Annotated in this window: 16 protein-coding genes; 1 reads left to right on the top strand and 15 read right to left on the bottom strand. The window is 65.5% G+C overall.

What is annotated here, in order from left to right:
- Nucleotides 1-136: 136 nt before the first annotated feature.
- The 11 genes from NAV27_RS02745 to NAV27_RS02695 all read right to left on the bottom strand — a co-directional run bounded on the left by NAV27_RS02745 (nt 137) and on the right by NAV27_RS02695 (nt 13,104).
- A complete protein-coding gene (locus NAV27_RS02745; RefSeq protein WP_102827818.1) occupies nt 137-1,432 on the bottom strand; it encodes an adenylosuccinate synthase in 1,296 nt (431 codons plus the stop codon).
- Nucleotides 1,433-1,513: 81 nt separating this feature from the next.
- A complete protein-coding gene (locus NAV27_RS02740) occupies nt 1,514-2,701 on the bottom strand; it encodes an ATP phosphoribosyltransferase regulatory subunit (protein ID WP_102827819.1) in 1,188 nt (395 codons plus the stop codon).
- A 280-nt stretch (nt 2,702-2,981) separates the two neighbouring features.
- Complete coding sequence (hflC, locus tag NAV27_RS02735) at nt 2,982-3,848, bottom strand: protease modulator HflC (RefSeq protein ID WP_008569719.1); 867 nt, start codon at nt 3,846-3,848, stop codon at nt 2,982-2,984.
- Entirely contained in the window at nt 3,848-5,029 is a 1,182-nt protein-coding gene (gene hflK / locus NAV27_RS02730) for an FtsH protease activity modulator HflK (protein WP_102827820.1), read from the bottom strand. The genes hflC and hflK overlap by 1 nt, the downstream gene beginning before the upstream one ends.
- A 98-nt stretch (nt 5,030-5,127) precedes the next feature.
- Nucleotides 5,128-6,429 carry a ribosome rescue GTPase HflX gene (gene hflX, locus NAV27_RS02725; protein WP_102827821.1) on the bottom strand — a complete coding sequence of 434 codons (1,302 nt, stop codon included), beginning with the start codon at nt 6,427-6,429 and terminating at the stop codon, nt 5,128-5,130.
- Between the two features lie 11 nt (nt 6,430-6,440).
- Entirely contained in the window at nt 6,441-6,695 is a 255-nt protein-coding gene (gene hfq / locus NAV27_RS02720) for an RNA chaperone Hfq (protein WP_003283098.1), read from the bottom strand.
- A gap of 89 nt (nt 6,696-6,784) precedes the next feature.
- Nucleotides 6,785-7,756, bottom strand: coding sequence for a tRNA (adenosine(37)-N6)-dimethylallyltransferase MiaA (gene miaA, locus NAV27_RS02715; RefSeq protein ID WP_102827822.1), 972 nt, complete (start codon nt 7,754-7,756; stop codon nt 6,785-6,787).
- Nucleotides 7,757-7,851: 95 nt separating this feature from the next.
- The gene (gene mutL, locus NAV27_RS02710) at nt 7,852-9,729 is read right to left on the bottom strand and encodes a DNA mismatch repair endonuclease MutL (RefSeq protein WP_102827823.1); all 1,878 of its coding nucleotides are present in this window, start codon (nt 9,727-9,729) and stop codon (nt 7,852-7,854) included.
- The gene (locus tag NAV27_RS02705) at nt 9,726-11,138 is read right to left on the bottom strand and encodes an N-acetylmuramoyl-L-alanine amidase (RefSeq protein WP_102827824.1); all 1,413 of its coding nucleotides are present in this window, start codon (nt 11,136-11,138) and stop codon (nt 9,726-9,728) included. The genes mutL and NAV27_RS02705 overlap by 4 nt, the downstream gene beginning before the upstream one ends.
- Nucleotides 11,139-11,155: 17 nt before the next feature.
- Nucleotides 11,156-11,626, bottom strand: a complete 471-nt coding sequence (gene tsaE / locus NAV27_RS02700) for a tRNA (adenosine(37)-N6)-threonylcarbamoyltransferase complex ATPase subunit type 1 TsaE (protein WP_102827825.1) — start codon at nt 11,624-11,626, stop codon at nt 11,156-11,158.
- A complete protein-coding gene (locus NAV27_RS02695) occupies nt 11,614-13,104 on the bottom strand; it encodes an NAD(P)H-hydrate dehydratase (RefSeq protein WP_102827826.1) in 1,491 nt (496 codons plus the stop codon). Before NAV27_RS02695 ends, tsaE begins: the two co-directional genes overlap by 13 nt.
- Before the next feature lie 74 nt (nt 13,105-13,178).
- Between NAV27_RS02695 and queG the strand changes: the two genes are divergently transcribed.
- The gene (gene queG, locus NAV27_RS02690; RefSeq protein ID WP_102827827.1) at nt 13,179-14,258 is read left to right on the top strand and encodes a tRNA epoxyqueuosine(34) reductase QueG; all 1,080 of its coding nucleotides are present in this window, start codon (nt 13,179-13,181) and stop codon (nt 14,256-14,258) included.
- A 13-nt stretch (nt 14,259-14,271) separates the two neighbouring features.
- Here queG and ftsH read toward each other — a convergent pair whose 3' ends face one another.
- The 4 genes from ftsH to mpl all read right to left on the bottom strand — a co-directional run bounded on the left by ftsH (nt 14,272) and on the right by mpl (nt 18,557).
- A complete protein-coding gene (gene ftsH / locus NAV27_RS02685) occupies nt 14,272-16,101 on the bottom strand; it encodes an ATP-dependent zinc metalloprotease FtsH (RefSeq protein WP_102827828.1) in 1,830 nt (609 codons plus the stop codon).
- A gap of 83 nt (nt 16,102-16,184) precedes the next feature.
- The gene (locus NAV27_RS02680) at nt 16,185-16,475 is read right to left on the bottom strand and encodes a YceK/YidQ family lipoprotein (RefSeq protein ID WP_102827829.1); all 291 of its coding nucleotides are present in this window, start codon (nt 16,473-16,475) and stop codon (nt 16,185-16,187) included.
- A gap of 1 nt (nt 16,476) precedes the next feature.
- The gene (gene ubiX / locus NAV27_RS02675; RefSeq protein WP_003290511.1) at nt 16,477-17,106 is read right to left on the bottom strand and encodes a flavin prenyltransferase UbiX; all 630 of its coding nucleotides are present in this window, start codon (nt 17,104-17,106) and stop codon (nt 16,477-16,479) included.
- 101 nt (nt 17,107-17,207) lie between these two features.
- Nucleotides 17,208-18,557 carry a UDP-N-acetylmuramate:L-alanyl-gamma-D-glutamyl-meso-diaminopimelate ligase gene (mpl, locus tag NAV27_RS02670; protein ID WP_102827830.1) on the bottom strand — a complete coding sequence of 450 codons (1,350 nt, stop codon included), beginning with the start codon at nt 18,555-18,557 and terminating at the stop codon, nt 17,208-17,210.
- Nucleotides 18,558-18,736 lie beyond the last annotated feature (179 nt).

Here is an 18,736-nt window from a genome sequence, read left to right as displayed (position 1 = left end):
GAAAAAACCGAGCTTATGCTCGGTTTTTTCGTTTTCAGCGCTATATAGTTTTCCGCAAACCTGAGCCAGACCCGCCTGAGCCGGCGCCAGACAGCAAAAGACCGCCCGAAGGCGGTCTTTTTAGTGTCGCATCCGATCAGGCGTACGGATGACGCAGCACGATGGTTTCGTTGCGGTCCGGACCGGTGGAGATAATATCAACCGGCGCCTCGATCAACTCTTCCAGACGCTTGATGTAGGCGCGCGCATTGGCCGGCAGCTCGTCAAGGCTCTTGGCACCGACAGTCGACTCGCTCCAGCCCGGCATCTCCTCGTACACCGGCTGCAGGCCGTCGTAGCTATCGGCATCGGTCGGCGCATCGACCAACACCTGGCCATTGCGATCCTTGTAACCGACGCAGATACGAATGGTTTCCAGGCCGTCGAGCACGTCCAGTTTGGTCAGGCAGATACCGGAGATGCTGTTGATCTCGATGGCGCGTCGCAGAATGACCGCATCGAACCAGCCGCAACGACGCGCACGACCTGTGGTCGAGCCGAACTCATGACCACGCTCGGCCAGGCGCGCGCCGACTTCATCGAACAACTCGGTAGGGAACGGCCCCGAACCCACTCGCGTGGTATAGGCCTTGGTGATACCGAGGATGTAGTCCAGATACAGCGGACCGAAGCCAGAGCCGGTCGCGGTGCCGCCGGCAGTGGTGCTGGAACTGGTCACGTACGGGTAGGTGCCGTGGTCGATATCCAGCAGCGAGCCCTGCGCACCTTCGAACATGATGCACGCGCCCTGCTTGCGCAGGTCGTGCAACCGTGCCGTGACGTCGGTGATCAGCGGTTTGAGGACTTGTGCGTAGCCCAGCGCCTCGTCCAGCGTCTTCTGGAAATCGACCGGCTCGACCTTGTAGAAATTCTGCAAAACGAAGTTGTGGTACTCCAGCAACTCACGCAGCTTGACCGCGAAACGCTCCGGATTGAACAGATCACCGATGCGCAGGCCACGACGCGCGACCTTGTCTTCGTAGGCCGGTCCGATACCACGACCAGTGGTGCCGATCTTGCCTTCCGAGCGCGACGCCTCGCGCGCCTGATCCAGCGCGACGTGATACGGGAGGATCAGGGTGCAGGACGGGCTGATACGCAGGCGCTCGCGCACCGGTACGCCCTTTTCCTCAAGCTTGGTAATTTCCCGCAGCAGCGCATCGGGAGCAACCACCACGCCGTTGCCGATCAGGCACTGCACGTTGTCGCGCAGGATGCCGGACGGAATCAGGTGCAGCACGGTCTTCTCACCGTCGATCACCAAGGTATGACCGGCGTTGTGACCACCCTGGTAGCGCACCACTGCGGCCGCCTGGTCGGTCAGCAGATCGACGATCTTGCCCTTGCCCTCATCACCCCACTGGGTGCCCAGGACCACGACATTCTTACCCATAACCCTCTGTCCTCTTCGGAGAAGCGTACCGGCATTGACCGGCAGAAATCGAAACCAGCCTGGGCCGCATCGCGGCAAATCTCAGGACGCCAGCGGCGCCACGATCCAGGAATTGTCTTTAGCCAGCAGCTGCCGATCACAGCCCAGTTCCGCGGCAGCGTCAGCCGCCTGACCATCAAGGGCCTGCACCACACGCTCACCGTCGCGACGCAGGCGGCAGATCACCTGCCATAGCGCGGGATCATCGCTATGCGGCGCCCAGATGCCACTGACCGGGGTCGACAGATCGGCATTACCGAGGCTCACCAGCGTCTTCAGATCAGTCGAGAAGCCGGTGGCCGGGCGCGCTCGCCCAAAGTCGGCGCCGATGTCGTCATAACGTCCACCCTGGGCGATCGACTGACCAACGCCAGGAACGAACACCGCGAAGACGACACCGGTGTGGTAGTGATATCCGCGCAGCTCGCCCAGATCGAAGTAAAGCGGCATTTTCGGATAACGCGCGGCCAGCTGGTCGGCAATCCGGATCAGCGTCTGCAGCGCCTGACGAACCTCGGCCGGCGCCTCCGCCAGCGCTGCCTGCGCCTCATCCAGCGCCTCACGACCGCCGCACAGCCGCGCCAGCGCGCGCAACATGCCGGCCAGCGTCGGCTCCAGAGCCGCGGTCAGGCACTCGATCTCGTCCATCGCCTTACGCTGCAGCGCATCGAACAGCCGCTGCTCAGTCTCGCCCATCAGCCCAGCCGCGCGAGCAAGGCCGCGGTAGATGCCGACATGCCCGAGGTCCATGTGCACATCAGGCACATCGGCAAGCTCGAGCATTTCCAGCATCAGGCTGATCACCTCGATGTCGCTCGACGCACTGCCGTCGCCATACAGCTCGGCACCCAGCTGGATCGGGCTACGCGACGTCGCCAGCGCCTGCGGCTTGGCGTGCAGCACACTGCCCGCGTAGCACAGGCGACTCGGCCCTTCGCGACGCAGCGTATGCGCATCAACCCGTGCCACCTGCGGCGTGATATCGGCGCGTAGGCCCATTTGCCGCCCCGACAGCGGGTCGGTGACCTTGAAGGTACGCAGATCGAGATCCTGACCGGAGCCGGTCAGCAGCGATTCGAGGAATTCAACATGAGGCGTTATGACCAGCTCGTAACCCCAGCGCTGGAACAAGTCCAGTACGCGACGCCGTGCGGTCTCGATACGTGCAGCCTCGGGCGGCAGCACCTCTTCGATGCCATCTGGCAGCAGCCAGCGGTCTACCGTTGCCATTTCGCCAATCACCTCTCGATACGGCAAGCCTAGTCAAGCAGACGAGAACCGGGCTGCCGTCGAGGCTGGCCATCGGTCGCGTGCAGTTCTGTTCAAACCCTGACATCAGCGCCAGGCCCCGCAAGGGGAGCGGCATGGTTGCCCATGCCCGGAGATCGCCTGCCCCATGGGTGCAGACGCAAAAAAGCCGGGTTTTCCCCGGCTGGCGGATCATAGCAATGTTTTCCCGGTGGGTCACCCGGCGGCCAGCATCGGCCGCCGGACGAACCTCGCGAAGCGCTTAGCGGGACTGCTCCAGATAGCGGAAGAAGTCGCTCTTGGGATCCAGCACCAGCACGTCTTCCTTGCTGGAGAAGCTTTCGCGGTAGGCTTGCAGACTGCGATAGAAGGAATAGAACTCCTTGTCCTGGCCATAGGCGGCCGCGTAGATCGACGCTGCTCGCGCATCGCCGTCACCACGCAGCTCTTCCGCCTCGCGGAATGCCTCGGCAAGCAAGACGCGGCGCTGGCGATCGGCGTCGGCGCGAATACCTTCGGCCAGCTCCTTGCCCTTCGCACGGTGCTCGCGGGCCTCGCGCTCGCGCTCGGAACTCATGCGCTCGAACACGCTGCGGTTCACCTCGCGCGGCAGATCGATACCTTTGACCCGCACGTCCACTACTTCGATGCCCAGCTCTTTCTGCACGGCGCGATTGAGGCTGTTGGTTACCTGCCCCATCAACTCGTCGCGCTGACCGGATACCGCCTCGTGCAAGGTGCGCTTACCGAACTGGTCACGCAGTGCCGCCTCCAGGCGACGCGCCAGTCGCTCATCGGCGATCTGTTTCATGCCGGAGGTTGCGGTATAGAACAGCTCCGCATCGGCAACCCGCCACTTGGCGTAGGCGTCGACCATCAGCGCTTTCTTCTCCAGGGTCAGGAAGCGTGAAGTCGTCGAATCCAGCGTCATCAGGCGCGCATCAAACTTGCGCACACTGTTCACGTACGGGATCTTCATGTGCAGACCGGGCTTCACGTCGGGCTCGACGATACGACCGAAACGCAGCAGTACTGCTCGCTCGGTCTGCGAGACGATATAGAAGCTGTTCCACAGCACCAGCGCCAGCACCACACCCACGATCAGCGCCGTAAGGGATTTATTGCTCATCAGCGACTCTCCCTCGTACGAACTTCACGCGGATCCAATTCCGGCGGTAGCCGCGTCGACTGGCTGGCAGCGCCTGATGCCGTTCCGGCCGACGCGGCGCTGCTGCTGGCGGCGCCACGGCCGTTGATCATCTTGTCCAGCGGCAGATAGAGCAGATTGTTCTGCCCGCTCTCGCCGGTCACCATGACCTTGCTGGTGTTGCTCATGACTTCCTGCATGGTTTCCAGATACAAGCGCTCGCGGGTCACCTCCGGCGCCTTGCTGTACTCAGTCAGCAGCTTGGTGAAGCGGTCGGCCTCACCCTCGGCACGGGAAATCACCGCATCACGATAACCACTGGCCTCTTCCAGCATGCGCTGGGCCTGGCCGCGCGCTTCGGGAATAACGCCGTTGGCATAGGATTCGGCCTGGTTCTTCTCACGCTGCTCGTCTTCGCGGGCACGAATCACGTCGTCGAAGGCCTCTTGGACTTCGCGCGGTGCAGCCGCACTCTGCAGGTTCACCTGCGTCACGGTGATACCGGTGCCGTAGTTGTCGAGGAAACGCTGCAGACGCTCCTTCACCTCACCAGCCATCGCCTCGCGGCCCTCAGTCAGTACCTGATCCATCGCCGTCGAACCGACCACATGGCGCACCGCACTGTCGGTGGCGTGCTGCAGGCTTATTTCCGGCTGATCGACGTTGAGGACGAACGACTGCAGATCACTGATCTTGTACTGAACGGTCAACGGCACCTCGATGATGTTTTCATCCTCGGTGAGCATCTGCCCCTGTTTGCTGTAGGAGCGCTCGCGCGTGACGTTTTCCTGGAATTTGCGGTCGATTGGCGGGAAGTAGAGATTCAGACCCGGCCCGACGGTTTCATGGTACTTGCCGAAACGCAGCACCACCGCCTGCTCCTGTTCGTCGACGATATAGATGGCATTGAACAGCCATACCGCCAGCAGGACCACGAGCGAAACCCAGACCAGGCCGAAGCCGCCGCGACGACTGCCACCGCCGCTTCCGCCACCACTGCCGCGCTTCTTGCCACCGAACATGCCGTTGAGGCTGTCCTGCAGCTTGCGGAAGGCCTCGTCGAGATCGGGCGGTCCCTTCTGATCGCCGCCGCGACGACCACCGCCACCGCCGCCCCAGGGATCCTGGTTGTTCGAGTTGCCACCCGGCTCATTCCAAGCCATAGCGCTCTCCATTCAGATAAAGCTAAAGACGCGCCCTGTGGCGCACCCACCAATGCTACCGAAAGCCTGTAACAAGCGGCCAGATCGCCGCCCGGGCTTTATTGCAAAGTGTGTTGCTCCAGAAACTCGGCCGGCTGCTGCCCTTCGCGACTGAGCAGCCGATGCAGCTCCACCCGCGGCAGACGCACCTCAAGGAGACTACCGCCCTCCTCGTCGTGGCTCTCGCGCTGCACGGCGCCAAGCTCGAACAGCTGAGCACGCATGCGGCCGAGGCGCTGCGGCAGTCGGAGCGTGCCGACGAACAGATCGTTGCCGAGCAGTTCGGCGATTGCCTGGCGCAGCAGGTCCAGCCCCAACCCATCACGCGCCGATACCCAGACGCGCCCTGGCTTGCCATCGGCATCGCGCTGAATCTGCGGTTCGATGCCTTCCATGAGATCGACCTTGTTGTAGACCTCCAGGACAGGCAGCTCGTCCGCACCGATCTCCGCCAGCACGGCCAAGACCTGTTCGATCTGCTGATCGCGCTCGGGCTCATGGGCGTCGATCACGTGCAGCAGCAGATCGGCATTGCTGGATTCTTCCAGCGTCGCGCGAAACGACTCGACCAGCTTGTGCGGCAGGTGACGAATGAAACCCACAGTATCCGCCAGGACCACCGGTCCGATATCCGGCAGCTCCAGGCGCCGCAAAGTCGGATCGAGCGTGGCGAACAACTGGTTGGCCGCGTAGACGTCGGCTTCCGTGAGCGTGTTGAACAACGTGGACTTGCCGGCGTTGGTGTAACCGACCAGCGAGACTGAAGGGATGTCGGCACGCTTGCGCCCGCGACGCGCCTGCTCGCGCTGCCCGCGGACCTTTTCCAGCCGCTGCTTGATCTGACGAATACGCACCCGCAGCAGACGCCGGTCGGTTTCGAGCTGGGTCTCGCCCGGACCGCGCAGGCCGATACCACCTTTCTGCCGCTCAAGGTGAGTCCAGCCGCGCACCAGACGCGTGCTCATGTGCTCGAGCTGCGCCAGCTCGACCTGCAGCTTGCCTTCGTGGGTACGCGCACGCTGGGCGAAGATATCGAGAATCAAACCGGTGCGATCGAGTACCCGGCACTCCAGGACGCGCTCGAGGTTGCGCTCCTGACTGGGAGTTAGCGTGTGATTGAAGATCACCAGTTCAACCTCGCCCTCATGGACGAGATCGCGCAGCTCTTCGACTTTGCCGGTGCCGATCAGAAACTTCGCCGACGGCTGATGTCGGCTCACCGTGACGAACCCGACCTGCTCGGCACCAGCCGAGCGGGCCAGTTCCTGAAACTCCTGAGGGTCCTCGCGCGCCGCGGGGTCCTGGCCTTCCAGATGAACCAGAATGGCCCGTTCCCCGCCACCGGGACGTTCGAAGAACAAAGACGCCTACCTTAGTCGTTGCCCGACTCGGATTGCTCGGCGTCACCTGCGGTCGGCAGGCGAACCGGACGACCCGGCACGACCGTCGAGATCGCATGCTTGTAGACCATCTGGCTGACAGTGTTCTTGAGAAGAATGACGAACTGGTCGAAGGATTCGATCTGGCCCTGCAGCTTGATGCCGTTGACCAGATAGATGGAAACCGGAACGCGTTCCTTACGCAGTGTGTTGAGGTAAGGGTCTTGTAGCGAATGCCCTTTTGACATGTGCCGCACTCCTTAGAGGATCTTTATTCAATAATTTCTGGGTAAACCGACGATCCACTTGTCTGAGAATAGACGGTCAATTTGCAGTGTCAGCTCAATATGGAGAGCGATTGCAGGTATTTCAATGCTCGCGGCAGATTGTCGCGGGACAGACTGTCCAACCAGTCAACTTCCCCCCAGCCACGCAGCCAGGTGAACTGTCGTTTAGCCAGTTGCCGGGTTGCGATGATGCCGCGCTGAATCATCTCGTCCCTAGACAGGTTCCCATCCAGGTAGTCCCACACCTGCCGATAGCCCACCGCCCGGATCGACGGCATCCCGGAATGCAAGTCGCCACGACAACGCAGGGCTTCGACCTCTTCGATAAAGCCCTGTTCAACCATGTGAAGAAAGCGTTGTTCGATGCGCTGATGCAGAACCGACCGCTGTGCCGGAGCGATGGACAAGTGCGCGACAGTATAAGGCAAGACGCCCGAGCCAGGCGCGCCCGCGGCAGCTTTTTGCGACCATTGTCGGGCGCGATGTTCGCTCATGGTCAATCCGCTGACGCGATAGACCTCCAGCGCACGCACCAGCCGTTGCGGATCGTTGGGATGGATGCGCGCGGCCGACTGCGGATCGATTTCGGCAAGCATGCGATGCAGCGCCGGTAATCCCTCCTGCGCGGCCAGCGCCTCCAATTCGGCGCGCACCTGCGCATCGGCCGACGGCATGTCGGCAAGGCCATCGCGCAGCGCCTTGAAATAAAGCATGGTGCCGCCGACCAGCAGCGGAATGCGGCCCGCCGCCGTGATTTCCGCCATCGCCGCCAACGCGTCGGCGCTGAATTCCGCCGCCGAATAGCTCTGCGCGGGGTCGAGAATATCCACCAGACGATGCGGATAAGCGGCCAGCACCTGACGGGAAGGCTTGGCGGTACCGATATCCATGCCGCGATAGACCAGCGCCGAGTCGACACTGATCAGCTCGCAGGGCAGCACGCGCGCCAGCTCCAGTGCAAGATCGGTCTTGCCGGAGGCGGTGGGACCCATCAGAAAGATGGCGGGAGGCAGGCGGGACATCGGTGGGCTCGCGGCGAGGGGCGGCATAGTTTCAAGCTGCCAGCCAGAAGCTGCAAGCTGCACGATCGATTCGCCGTCGCCGCGTGCGCCTTGGGCTAGCGCCCGCGCAGGAACAGCCGGTCCAGCTCGTCCATGCCCAGTTGCGTCCAGGTCGGGCGGCCGTGGTTGCACTGGCCACTGCGCTCGGTCTGCTCCATGTCGCGCAGCAGCGCATTCATCTCCGGCAGCGTCAGGCGACGATTGGCACGCACCGCACCGTGGCAGGCCATGGTCGCCAGCAGCTCGTTCAGATGCGCCTGAATGCGATCGCTGGTGCCGTATTCGAGCAGATCGGCCAGCACATCGGTCACCAGCCGAGTCGCCTCGGCCTGCTTGAGCAGCGCAGGCGTCTGGCGAATCGCCAGGGTCTCGGGCCCCAGGCGCTGCAACTCGAAGCCAAGCTTCTGGAACCACTGCGCGTGTTCCTCGGCGCAATCGGCCTCGCGCTGACTCACCGCGATGGATTCGGGCACCAGCAGCGGCTGGCCACGCAGGCCTTCGCTGGCCATCGCGGTTTTCAGGCGCTCGTAGGTGATGCGTTCATGGGCGGCATGCATGTCCACCAGCACCATGCCCTGGGCATTCTCCGCAAGGATGTAGATGCCCTTGAGCTGCGCCAGCGCATAGCCCAGCGGCGGCACATCGTCCTGACTGGCAGGCAATGGCGCGGGGCCGGCTTCCGGTAACGGGGCGAAGAATTCCCGATAAGCGCCCTGCGCCTCGGCGACGTGGCCGCCGGAGGCTGGACGCTGCATCTGATAGCCAACCCCGGCACCGCGCCACGCTGGCGCTTCGCCCGCCGCGCGCTCAGGCACGCTGGTCGACAGGCTCATTTCGTTCTGCCCTGCGAACTCGCCCGCGGCCACACCGCTGAGCGGGCTCACCGATGTCACGCTCGCCGGCGCCGCCAACTGGTCTTCGGGACGCACGTCGCCCAGCGCGCGGTGCAGCGTGCCATAGAGGAAGTCATGCACCATGCGACTGTCGCGAAAGCGCACCTCGTGCTTGGTCGGGTGCACATTGACGTCCACCACCGCCGGATCGACGTCGAGGAACAGCACGAACGTCGGATGCCGACCGTTGAACAGCACATCGCGATAGGCCTGGCGCACCGCGTGGGCAACCAGCTTGTCACGCACCATGCGCCCGTTGACGTAGAAGTACTGCAGGTCGGCCTGGCTGCGCGAGAAGGTCGGTAGGCCGACCCAGCCCCACAGACGCAGCCCATTGCGCTCGACTTCGATCGGCAGCGCCTGCTCGAGAAACGCCGGTCCGCAGACGGCCGCCACTCGCCGCGCCCGCGCCGCATCGTCGCTCGCCTGATGCAGCGCCAGCACGCCCTTGCCGTTGTGCCGCAAGTGAAAGGCGACGTCGAAACGCGCCAGCGCCAGACGCTTGATCACTTCCTGCAGATGGTCGAACTCGGTCTTCTCGGTACGCAGGAACTTGCGCCGCGCCGGCGTATTGAAGAACAGGTCGCGCACTTCCACCGAGGTGCCGACCGGATGCGCCGCCGGCTGCACCCGCGCCTCCATCTCGCGGCCTTCGGTTTCCACCTGCCAGGCCTCAGCGGCTTCGACCGTGCGCGAGGTCAGCGTCAGGCGCGAGACGGAGCTGATCGACGCCAGCGCCTCGCCACGAAAACCCAGGCTCATCACCCGCTCGAGGTCTTCTAGGTCACGGATCTTGCTGGTCGCATGGCGCGCCAGAGCCAACGGCAGATCGTCCGCCGGAATACCACAGCCGTCGTCGCGCACGCGCAGCAGCTTGACCCCGCCCTGCTCGACATCCACCTCGATGCGCGTTGCACCGGAATCGAGGCTGTTCTCCAGCAACTCCTTGATCACCGAGGCTGGCCGCTCGACCACTTCTCCGGCGGCAATCTGGTTCGCCAGCCGCGGACTCAGCAGCTGGATGCGGCGCAATTCGCTCATGGTTGGGAGGCCAGCGTGGTGGCCGGGATGCTGAGCGTCTGGCCGACCTTGATGGTGTCGTTGCGCAGCTGATTGGCGCTACGCAGCGAGGTCAGGCTGACCTGATAGCGCTCGGCGAGCAGCGCCAGGCTCTCGCCGGAACGCACCACATGCTCGCGCGGCCCGATGGCGAGTTTGCCGGCGTCTCGCAGCCAGGCGACATAAGTGCCCGGCGGCGGATTTTCGTGGAAGAACTGCCGCACGCCGCTGTGGATCGAGCGCGCCAGCGACTGCTGATGGCTGGCTGTCTGCAGCTTGCGCGCCTCGGACGGGTTGGAAATGAAGCCGGTCTCGACCAGGATCGAGGGAATGTCCGGCGATTTCAGCACCATGAAACCGGCCTGTTCGACGCGGCGCTTGTGCAGCGGCGTGATGCGGCCCATGTTGCTCAGCACCTTCTGCCCGACGTTGAGGCTGGAGGACAGCGAGGCGGTCATCGACAGATCCAGCAGCACGCCGGCAAGCATCTGATCCTTGTCGTCGAGACTCACGTTGCCGGCACCGCCGATCAGGTCGGAACGGTTCTCGCTGTCGGCCAGCCAGCGTGCCGTCTCGGAGGTGGCGCCGCGGTCGGAGAGGGCGAAGACCGAAGCGCCGTATGCCGACGAGCGCGGCGCGGCGTCGGCATGCACCGACACGAACAGGTCAGCCCCCTTCTGGCGGGCGATTTCGGTGCGCTTACGCAGCGGAATGAAGTAGTCGCCGGTGCGTACCAGCTCGGCACGGAAGCCCTTCTCGGCATTGATCTGCCGTTGCAGCTCCTTGGCAATCTGCAGCACCACGGTCTTCTCGTAGATCTTGCCCGGACCGATGGCGCCCGGGTCCTCGCCGCCGTGACCGGCATCAATGGCAATGACCACGTCACGCTTGCCACCCGGCGACACCGGCAGCTTGACCGCAGGCAGCGTCGGCGACACCGGCGGCACCGGTTTGGCGGGCGCACTGTTGGTCGGCACCTGGGCGACCGGCGCGGCGGCGCCCTGGTCGAACAGGTCGACCACCAGGCGATGCCCGTACTGCTGATTCGGCGCCAGGCTGAAGCTTTTCGGCGCGACGGGCGCCTTGAGGTCGATCACCACGCGCAGCGTGTTCGCGTCGTGCTGCCCGGCGCGCAGGGCGGCGACCGGCGTGTTCTGCAGTGCCAGCTGGTCGAGCTGCGCCTTGAGCGTGGCGCCGGTGACATCGATGACGATGCGGTGCGGCGCCTCGAGCGTGAAGACGTTGTGCTTCACCGGGCCCGACAGGTCGAACACCAGCCGCGTATTGTCCGGTGCCCGCCACAGACGCACGCTTTGCACGTCGGTGGCGGCGAAAACCTGCACGGCAGCCAGCAGGACCGCCAAACCGCTAACCAGCGCGCGTATGCGCATACCCAACCTCATGCGTTTCATTGATTTCCGGCGGTCAGGACGACGCACCAGGCGTCACCGCGTTCGCCCCGCGGCGACAGGCGCAGCGTACGGCCGGCCCCATGCGGCGTAATGGTAATGTCAAGGTCGGCCTTTGGCAAAACGCCGGCCCCGCGTTCCGGCCACTCGACCAGACACAGCGCGTTCCCCTCGAAATAGTCGCGAATGCCGAGAAACTCCAGTTCCTCGGGGTCGACCAGGCGGTACAGATCGAAGTGGAACACCCGCACGGCGCCGATCTCGTAAGGTTCGACCAGGGTGAAAGTCGGGCTCTTGACCTTGCCCTCGTGGCCGAAGCCGCGGATCAGCCCGCGCGACAGCGTGGTCTTGCCGGCGCCGAGATCGCCGTGCAGATAGATCACTCCGCGTCCGCCGGTCGCCTGTGCGATCCGCGCGCCCAGGGCGAGCATGGCCGCCTCGTCTTCGGCGTACAGCGTCACTTCAGGCATGGCGACTGCTCCTCGAGCAACTGACGGATCACGGGAATCAGATCGGCGGCGGCCAGGCCCCGCCCCTGCTCACCGAGGCGCTCGCCGGCCGCGGCGTGTAGCCAGACGCCCAGGCAGGCCGCGTCGAAGGGCGTGAGATCCTGCGCCAGCAGCGCGCCGATCAGCCCGGCCAGCACATCACCGAGGCCGGCACTGGCCATCGCCGGATGACCGCGGTCGCACAGCGCCAGCCGTCCGTCCGGCGCGGCGACCAGCGTACCAGCGCCCTTGAGCAGCGCTACGCAGGCATAACGCCGGGCCAGCTCGCGCGCTGCCGCCGGACGATCGCCCTGTACCTCGGCGACCGTACATTGCAGCAACCGCGCCGCCTCGCCCGGATGCGGCGTGATCACGCAGCCGGTCGGCAGTTGGACGCCACCGGCCGCCAGCAGGTTCAGCGCATCGGCGTCCCACAGCTGCGGCAGCCCGCACTGCGCTGCCAGCGACAGCAGACTGCGCCCCCACGGCGCCTGGCCAAGCCCGGGGCCGACCACCAAGACATCGGCGCGCTCGACCAGCGTCGTCAGGCTATAGGTCGACTCGACCCCGCTGCACATGATCTCCGGGCGACGCACCAGCGAAGCGGTGACATGCTCTGGCCGGGTCGCCAGGCTCACCATGCCGGCGCCGCCACGCAACGCCGCCTCGGCGCTGAGCAAGGCCGCGCCGCCGGTGCCCAGATCGCCGCCGATCACCAGCACCTGGCCGAAGCTGCCCTTGTGCGCGGTCGGCGAACGCGGCGCGAGCCGCGCCAGCGAGCCGTGATCGAGGCGTACAGCCTCGCTCGCCACCTGCGCGACGATGCCCGGATCGGCCTGCAGATCGTCGAACACCAGCGTGCCAACGCGATCAGGACCCTCGGCAGTGAACAAGCCGAGTTTGAGACCGATGAAGGTGACACTCAGATCGGCACGCACCGCCTGCCCGAGCACCCGCCCAGTATCGGCGCAGAGCCCGCTGGACAGATCGATGGCCAGCACCGGCAGACCGCTGGCGTTGATCGTGGCAATCGCACCGGCATAGGGTTCGCGCACCGCGCCGGCAATCCCCGTTCCCAGCAGTGCATCCACCAATACGCCGTGCAAAGGCGCCTCGGCATGCCAGGCTTCGATACTCACGCCGCACGCCTGCGCCTCGGCCAGAGCCAGCGCGGCGTCGCCCTGCAAGGCCTGGACATCGCCCACCGCCAGCACCCGCACCTGCCAGCCAGCGCGCTGCGCCAGCGCGGCGACGAGGTAGCCGTCACCGGCATTGTTGCCACGCCCGGCCAGCACGGTGACAGCCCCCGCATCGGGCCAGCGTCGGCGCAGGGCGCGCCAGGCGGCATGGGCGGCACGCTGCATCAGCTCGAAACCGGGGGTGCCGGCAGCGATCAGGCGCGCATCGAGTTCGCGCACCTGGGCGGCGGTGTATAGGGCGACGGGCAGGGAATCGGTCATCGGTGCTGGGATCATCGCGGCGGAATGTCTGGCAGAATTATACGCACCCGCCCGCCACGCCGCCGTACTCTCCGATGCCCAGCTCCGCTCTCGACGCCGCCGCCCTCGCCCAGTCCATCAAGGAGTGGGGCCGCGAGCTCGGCTTCCAGCAGGTCGGCATCACCGGCGTCGACCTCGGCGAGCATGAAGCGCACCTGGATGCCTGGCTGGCGGCCGGATATCAGGGCGAGATGGATTACATGGCCGCGCACGGCAGCAAGCGTTCGCGGCCGGACGAGCTGGTGCCGGGCACGCTGCGGGTGATTTCGCTGCGCATGGATTACCTGCCCGGCGACACCCGCATGACCCAGCAGCTGGCCAGCCCGGAGAAGGCCTATGTCTCGCGCTATGCACTGGGCCGCGATTACCACAAGCTGATCCGCAAACGCATCCAGCAGCTGGCCGAACGCATCCAGCAGGTGGTCGGCCCGCTGGGTTTTCGCGCCTTCGTCGACAGCGCGCCGGTGCTGGAAAAGGCCGCCGGGCAACAGGCCGGGCTCGGCTGGATCGGCAAGAACACCCTGCTGCTCAACCGCAAGGCCGGCAGCTGGTTCTTCCTCGGCGAGCTGTTCGTCGACATCGCCCTGCCGGTCGACGAGCCGGTGACGCGCGATCACTGCGGCAGCTGCCACGCCTGCCTGGACGTCTGCCCGACCGAGGCGTTCGTTGGCGAGCGGTTGCTGGATGCGCGGCGCTGCATCTCCTACCTGACCATCGAGCTGAAAGGGCCGATCCCGGTCGAGCTGCGCGACAAGATCGGCAACCGCGTGTTCGGCTGCGACGACTGCCAGATCGTCTGTCCATGGAACCGCTTCGCGCGGCCGACCGAGCAGCATGATTTCCAACCGCGCCACAGCCTGGACAATGCCGACCTGGCGGCGCTGTTTCGCTGGAGCGAAGAGGAATTTCTCAGCCGTACCGAAGGCTCGCCGCTGCGCCGCGCCGGTTACGAGCGCTGGCTGCGCAACCTGGCGGTGGGCCTGGGCAACGCACCGTCGAGCATTCCGGTACTGGAAGCACTCGCGGCGCGGCGTGACGATTCTTCCGAGCTGGTGCGCGAGCATGTCGAGTGGGCGCTGGCGCAACATGCTCAGCGTCAGGCGGCTGAGCGCTAGCGCCCGACCACCGCTAGACGAGCGGCGCCGGCTGCGCGGCGCTCAGCGCGCGCAGCGCCTCGGCATCCAGTGTTTCCTGCTGCAGCAACTGGCGGGCACAGCGTTCGAGCAGTTCGCGTCGCGCCTCGAGCAGCGTCAGGCTGCGCTGGAAGGCGGACTGCACCAGCTCCTGCACCTCCTCATCGATCGCCGTTGCGGTGCTTTCCGCGTAATCGTGCTGCGGCTTCAAGCCGAGCAGCGCCTCGCTGCCGAGAAACGAATTGGGTTCGCGCTCCAGCGCCAGGTGGCCGAGGCGCCTGGACATGCCGTAGCGCGTGACCATCGCGCGGGCGATGTCGGCGACGCGCGCCAGATCGTCCGCCGCGCCGGTGGACAGATGACTGAACACCAGCCACTCGGCGGCGCGCCCGCCGAGCAGCACGGCCATCTTGTTCTCCAGCTCCTCGCGGGTCATCAGGAAGCGGTCCTCGGTCGGCCGCTGGATGGTGTAGCCCAGCGCGCCCATGCCGCGCGGAATGATCGACACCTTGTGCACCGGATCGACGCCCGGCAGCGCCATCGCCACCAGCGCGTGGCCCATCTCGTGGTAGGCGACGATCTCGCGCTCGCGCGGGTTGAGCAGGCGGTTGCGCTTCTCCAGGCCGGCGACGATGCGCTCGATGGCGGCGTTGAAATCCTCCATGCCCACCGCCTCGGCATTGCGCCGGGTGGCCAGCAGCGTCGCTTCGTTGACCAGATTGGCCAGATCGGCGCCAGTGAAGCCCGGCGTCAGCGCGGCGATGGCCTGCGGATCGACATCGGCGCCCAGCTTCGACTTCTTCAGGTGCACATGGAGAATCTGCACCCGGCCGATCTTGTCCGGCCGATCCACCAGCACCTGGCGGTCGAAACGGCCGGCGCGCAGCAGCGCCGGATCGAGGATTTCCGGGCGGTTGGTGGCCGCCAGCAGCACCAGCCCGCTGGACGTGTCGAAGCCGTCCATCTCCACCAGCAGCTGGTTGAGCGTCTGCTCCTTCTCGTCGTGCCCGCCGGACAGCGGCCCGGCACCACGGGCGCGGCCGAGGGCGTCCAGCTCGTCGATGAAGATGATCGCCGGCGCCTGCGCGCGCGCCTGCTCGAACAGGTCGCGCACACGCGCAGCACCGACGCCGACGAACAGCTCGACGAACTCCGAACCGGAGATGGAGAAGAACGGCACCCGCGCCTCGCCGGCCACGGCGCGCGCCAGCAGTGTCTTGCCGGTACCCGGCGGGCCGACCAGCAGCACACCCTTGGGCATGCGTCCGCCGAGACGGCCGTAGGTTTGCGGGTCGCGCAGGAACTCGATGATCTCCTTCAGTTCGTCCTTGGCCTCGTCGACGCCGGCGACATCGGCGAAGCTCACCTTCATGTCGGTCTCGACGTAGACCCGCGCCTTGCTCTTGCCGATCTGCATCATGCCGCCACCGCCCATGCCGCTGCCGATGCGCCGCAGCAGGAACAGCCAGATACCGAAGAACAGCGCCGCCGGGACGATCCACGACAGCAGGTCGCGGATCAGCGTGCTTTCCACCTTGCCGGTGTAGCGCACCGGAAACTGCTGCAGATGCTCGGCCAGCTGCGGCTCGACGCGATTGGCGATGAATCGGCGCTGACCGCCCGGCAGCGGCTGCTTGAGCGTGCCCTCGATGCGCCGCTCGGTAATCGCCAGCGACTCGACGCGACCATCCTTGAGATGCTGCTCGAATTCGCTGTAGGGGATGGTGGCGATCTCCTGCTGCGCCGACAGCAAGTACTGGATACCGATGAAGGCCAGGATGGCGATCAACCAGTAGCTCATGTGGAACTGGGCCTGCTCTTTCACTCCTGCTCTCCTTGCGCCAAGGGCGTTCGGCCGGATTATGCCTGTCGCGCCATCAACCGGCCTGGACCTGGATCAGTTACACCTCAGAGACCGCCACGCACGCCCAGGCCGACACCCAGCTCGGTCGCCACCGCGAATGGCAGCAGCAGCGTGTCCAGCACCGCGCTGGCGGGCAGGTCGAGCGCCGCATACCGTGGCGCCTCGGCGCCGAAGCGCTCCAGCGGGCAACAGCCTCCATGAAGGCTGAACCAATCCAGGCGCGTGCCGGAATAGATGATCGGCGCGCCGGGCTTGGCGGCGTCCAGCGTGCGCACGGTCGCACAGCCGCCGAGCAGCGTCAGGGTGAGCAAGGACAGCAGCGCTCGACCGAGCATCTCAGTCATCACTAACAATGTGGTGCTCGCCCCAGCGCGGCAGCATGTCCTGCGGGATGTTGAGCAGATTGAGGATGCGCGCGACGACGAAATCCACCAGATCGTCGATCGTCTGCGGCTGATGATAGAAGCCTGGCGAGGCCGGCAGGATCACCGCGCCCAGGTTCGACAGCTTGAGCATGTTCTCCAGATGGATGCTCGAATACGGCGCCTCACGCGGCACCAGAATCAGCTGGCGGCGCTCCTTGAGAGTGACGTCGGCGGCGCGCTCGATCAGGTTGTTGCAGGCGCCGGTGGCGATTGCCGACAGCGTGCCGGTGGAACAAGGCACGACCACCATGGCGGTCGGCGCGCCCGAGCCGGAAGCCGGTGGGGCCATCCAGTCTTCCTTGGCGAACACGCGAATCTGCCCGGCAGCAGCGCCGGTGTATTCCGAGAGGAACGCCTGCATCGCCTGCGGCTTGGCCGGCAGCACCACATCGGTTTCGGTGGCCATCACCAGCTGCGCGGCCTTGGAGATCAGGAAGTGCACCTCGCGGTCTTCCTGCACCAGGCAGTCGAGCAGGCGCAGGCCGTATTGCGCGCCGGAGGCGCCGGTCATGGCCAGGGTGATGCGTTCCGGTCCGTTCATTCAATCTGCTCCGATCCACGTGGAAATGCCTGCGGCGATTTCCACCCTACCCACGATCCTCGTAGGGTGGAAAACCGCGAAGCGTTTTCCACCTTGAGCAATCAGCTCAACGCCGCGGCCAGCTTGCCGTGCAAGCCGCCGAAGCCGCCGTTGCTCATCACCACCACCTGCGTACCCGGCGTGGCGTCAGCTTTCACCTTGGCGATGATCGCCTCCAGCGAGTCGCAGACCGTGGTCGGTACCGGCGAATCGGCCACCGTCGCGGCCAGATCCCAGCCGAGATTGGCCGGCGCATACCAGATCGCCTGATCGGCCAGCGCCACCGATTCGGCCAATCCCTCGCGATGCGCGCCGAGCTTCATCGAGTTCGAGCGCGGCTCGATGATGGCGATGATCGGCGTCGTGCCGACCTGCTTGCGCAGGCCGTCGAGGGTGGTGGCGATGGCGGTCGGGTGATGGGCAAAGTCGTCGTAGATGGTCACGCCGCTGACTTCGGCGACCTTCTCCATGCGCCGCTTGACGCTCTTGAAGGTGGAAAGCCCGGCAATCGCCAGCTCCGGCACCACGCCGACATGCCGTGCCGCCGCCAGCGTCGCCAGCGCATTGTTGACGTTGTGCCGGCCGGTCAGCTCCCACTCCACCACGCCCTGCACGGCGCCGTCGAAGCTCACCTCGAAGCGCGAACCGTCCTCGCGGAGCAGTCGGGCCTGCCACTGGCCGCCCTCGCCGGTGGTCTGCACCGGCGTCCAGCAGCCCATGCCGATGACGCGCTTGAGCGCCGTTTCCGACGCGGGATGGATGATCAGCCCCTCGCCCGGTACGGTGCGCACCAGATGGTGGAATTGCCGTTCGATGGCGGCAAGATCCGGAAAGATGTCCGCGTGGTCGAATTCCAGATTGTTCAGGATCGCGGTGCGCGGGCGGTAGTGGACGAACTTGCTGCGCTTGTCGAAGAAGGCGCTGTCGTATTCGTCCGCCTCGACCACGAAGAACGGCGTGTCGCCCAGCCGCGCCGAGATGCCGAAGTTCTGCGGCACCCCACCGATGAGGAAGCCCGGACTCATGCCGGCATGCTCCAGCACCCAGGCCAGCATGCTGCTGGTGGTGGTCTTGCCATGGGTGCCGGCGGCGGCCAGCACCCAACGGCCCTGCAGCACGTGATCGGCCAGCCACCGCGGGCCGGAGACATAGGGCATGCCCTTGTTCAGCACGTACTCGACCGCCGGGTTGCCGCGCGACAGCGCGTTACCCACCACCACCAGATCGGGCGCGGGTTGCAGATGCGCCGGTTCGTAACCCTGCATCAGCTCGATGCCCTGGGCTTCGAGCTGCGTGCTCATCGGCGGATAGACGTTGGCATCGGAGCCGGTGACGCGATGGCCAAGCTCCTTGGCCAGCACCGCAAGCGAACCCATGAAGGTGCCGCAGATGCCGAGAATATGGATGTGCATTGAAGACCTCTGCAATGCCTGCGCGACGCCCGTCGAGGGCGGCCGGCAGGGGCCGGAAACTGCGCGGCAGATTAGCACAGCGCCGCGTCGCATCGGCCGCTCGACGGCGGCGGCGCACCCGAATGTCGGCTCGGTCGCAGACTGCCTGAAGCTGATCTACGCTGAAACGACCGCCGTTT

Source organism: Stutzerimonas degradans (assembly GCF_024448505.1).
GTDB classification, from domain to species: Bacteria; Pseudomonadota; Gammaproteobacteria; order Pseudomonadales; family Pseudomonadaceae; genus Stutzerimonas; species Stutzerimonas degradans.
This window is presented reverse-complemented; position numbering and strand designations above follow the sequence as displayed.

Bases quoted from the DNA above. Each gene is read 5' to 3' on its own strand.
- NAV27_RS02745 (WP_102827818.1), bottom strand. From the start codon at position 1,432: ATGGGTAAGAATGTCGTGGTCCTGGGCACCCAGTGGGGTGATGAGGGC.
- NAV27_RS02740 (WP_102827819.1), bottom strand. From the start codon at position 2,701: ATGGCAACGGTAGACCGCTGGCTGCTGCCAGATGGCATCGAAGAGGTG.
- hflC (WP_008569719.1), bottom strand. From the start codon at position 3,848: ATGAGCAATAAATCCCTTACGGCGCTGATCGTGGGTGTGGTGCTGGCG.
- hflK (WP_102827820.1), bottom strand. From the start codon at position 5,029: ATGGCTTGGAATGAGCCGGGTGGCAACTCGAACAACCAGGATCCCTGG.
- hfq (WP_003283098.1), bottom strand. From the start codon at position 6,695: ATGTCAAAAGGGCATTCGCTACAAGACCCTTACCTCAACACACTGCGT.
- miaA (WP_102827822.1), bottom strand. From the start codon at position 7,756: ATGTCCCGCCTGCCTCCCGCCATCTTTCTGATGGGTCCCACCGCCTCC.
- mutL (WP_102827823.1), bottom strand. From the start codon at position 9,729: ATGAGCGAATTGCGCCGCATCCAGCTGCTGAGTCCGCGGCTGGCGAAC.
- NAV27_RS02705 (WP_102827824.1), bottom strand. From the start codon at position 11,138: ATGCGCATACGCGCGCTGGTTAGCGGTTTGGCGGTCCTGCTGGCTGCC.
- tsaE (WP_102827825.1), bottom strand. From the start codon at position 11,626: ATGCCTGAAGTGACGCTGTACGCCGAAGACGAGGCGGCCATGCTCGCC.
- NAV27_RS02695 (WP_102827826.1), bottom strand. From the start codon at position 13,104: ATGACCGATTCCCTGCCCGTCGCCCTATACACCGCCGCCCAGGTGCGC.
- queG (WP_102827827.1), top strand. From the start codon at position 13,179: ATGCCCAGCTCCGCTCTCGACGCCGCCGCCCTCGCCCAGTCCATCAAG.
- NAV27_RS02680 (WP_102827829.1), bottom strand. From the start codon at position 16,475: ATGCTCGGTCGAGCGCTGCTGTCCTTGCTCACCCTGACGCTGCTCGGC.
- ubiX (WP_003290511.1), bottom strand. From the start codon at position 17,106: ATGAACGGACCGGAACGCATCACCCTGGCCATGACCGGCGCCTCCGGC.
- mpl (WP_102827830.1), bottom strand. From the start codon at position 18,557: ATGCACATCCATATTCTCGGCATCTGCGGCACCTTCATGGGTTCGCTT.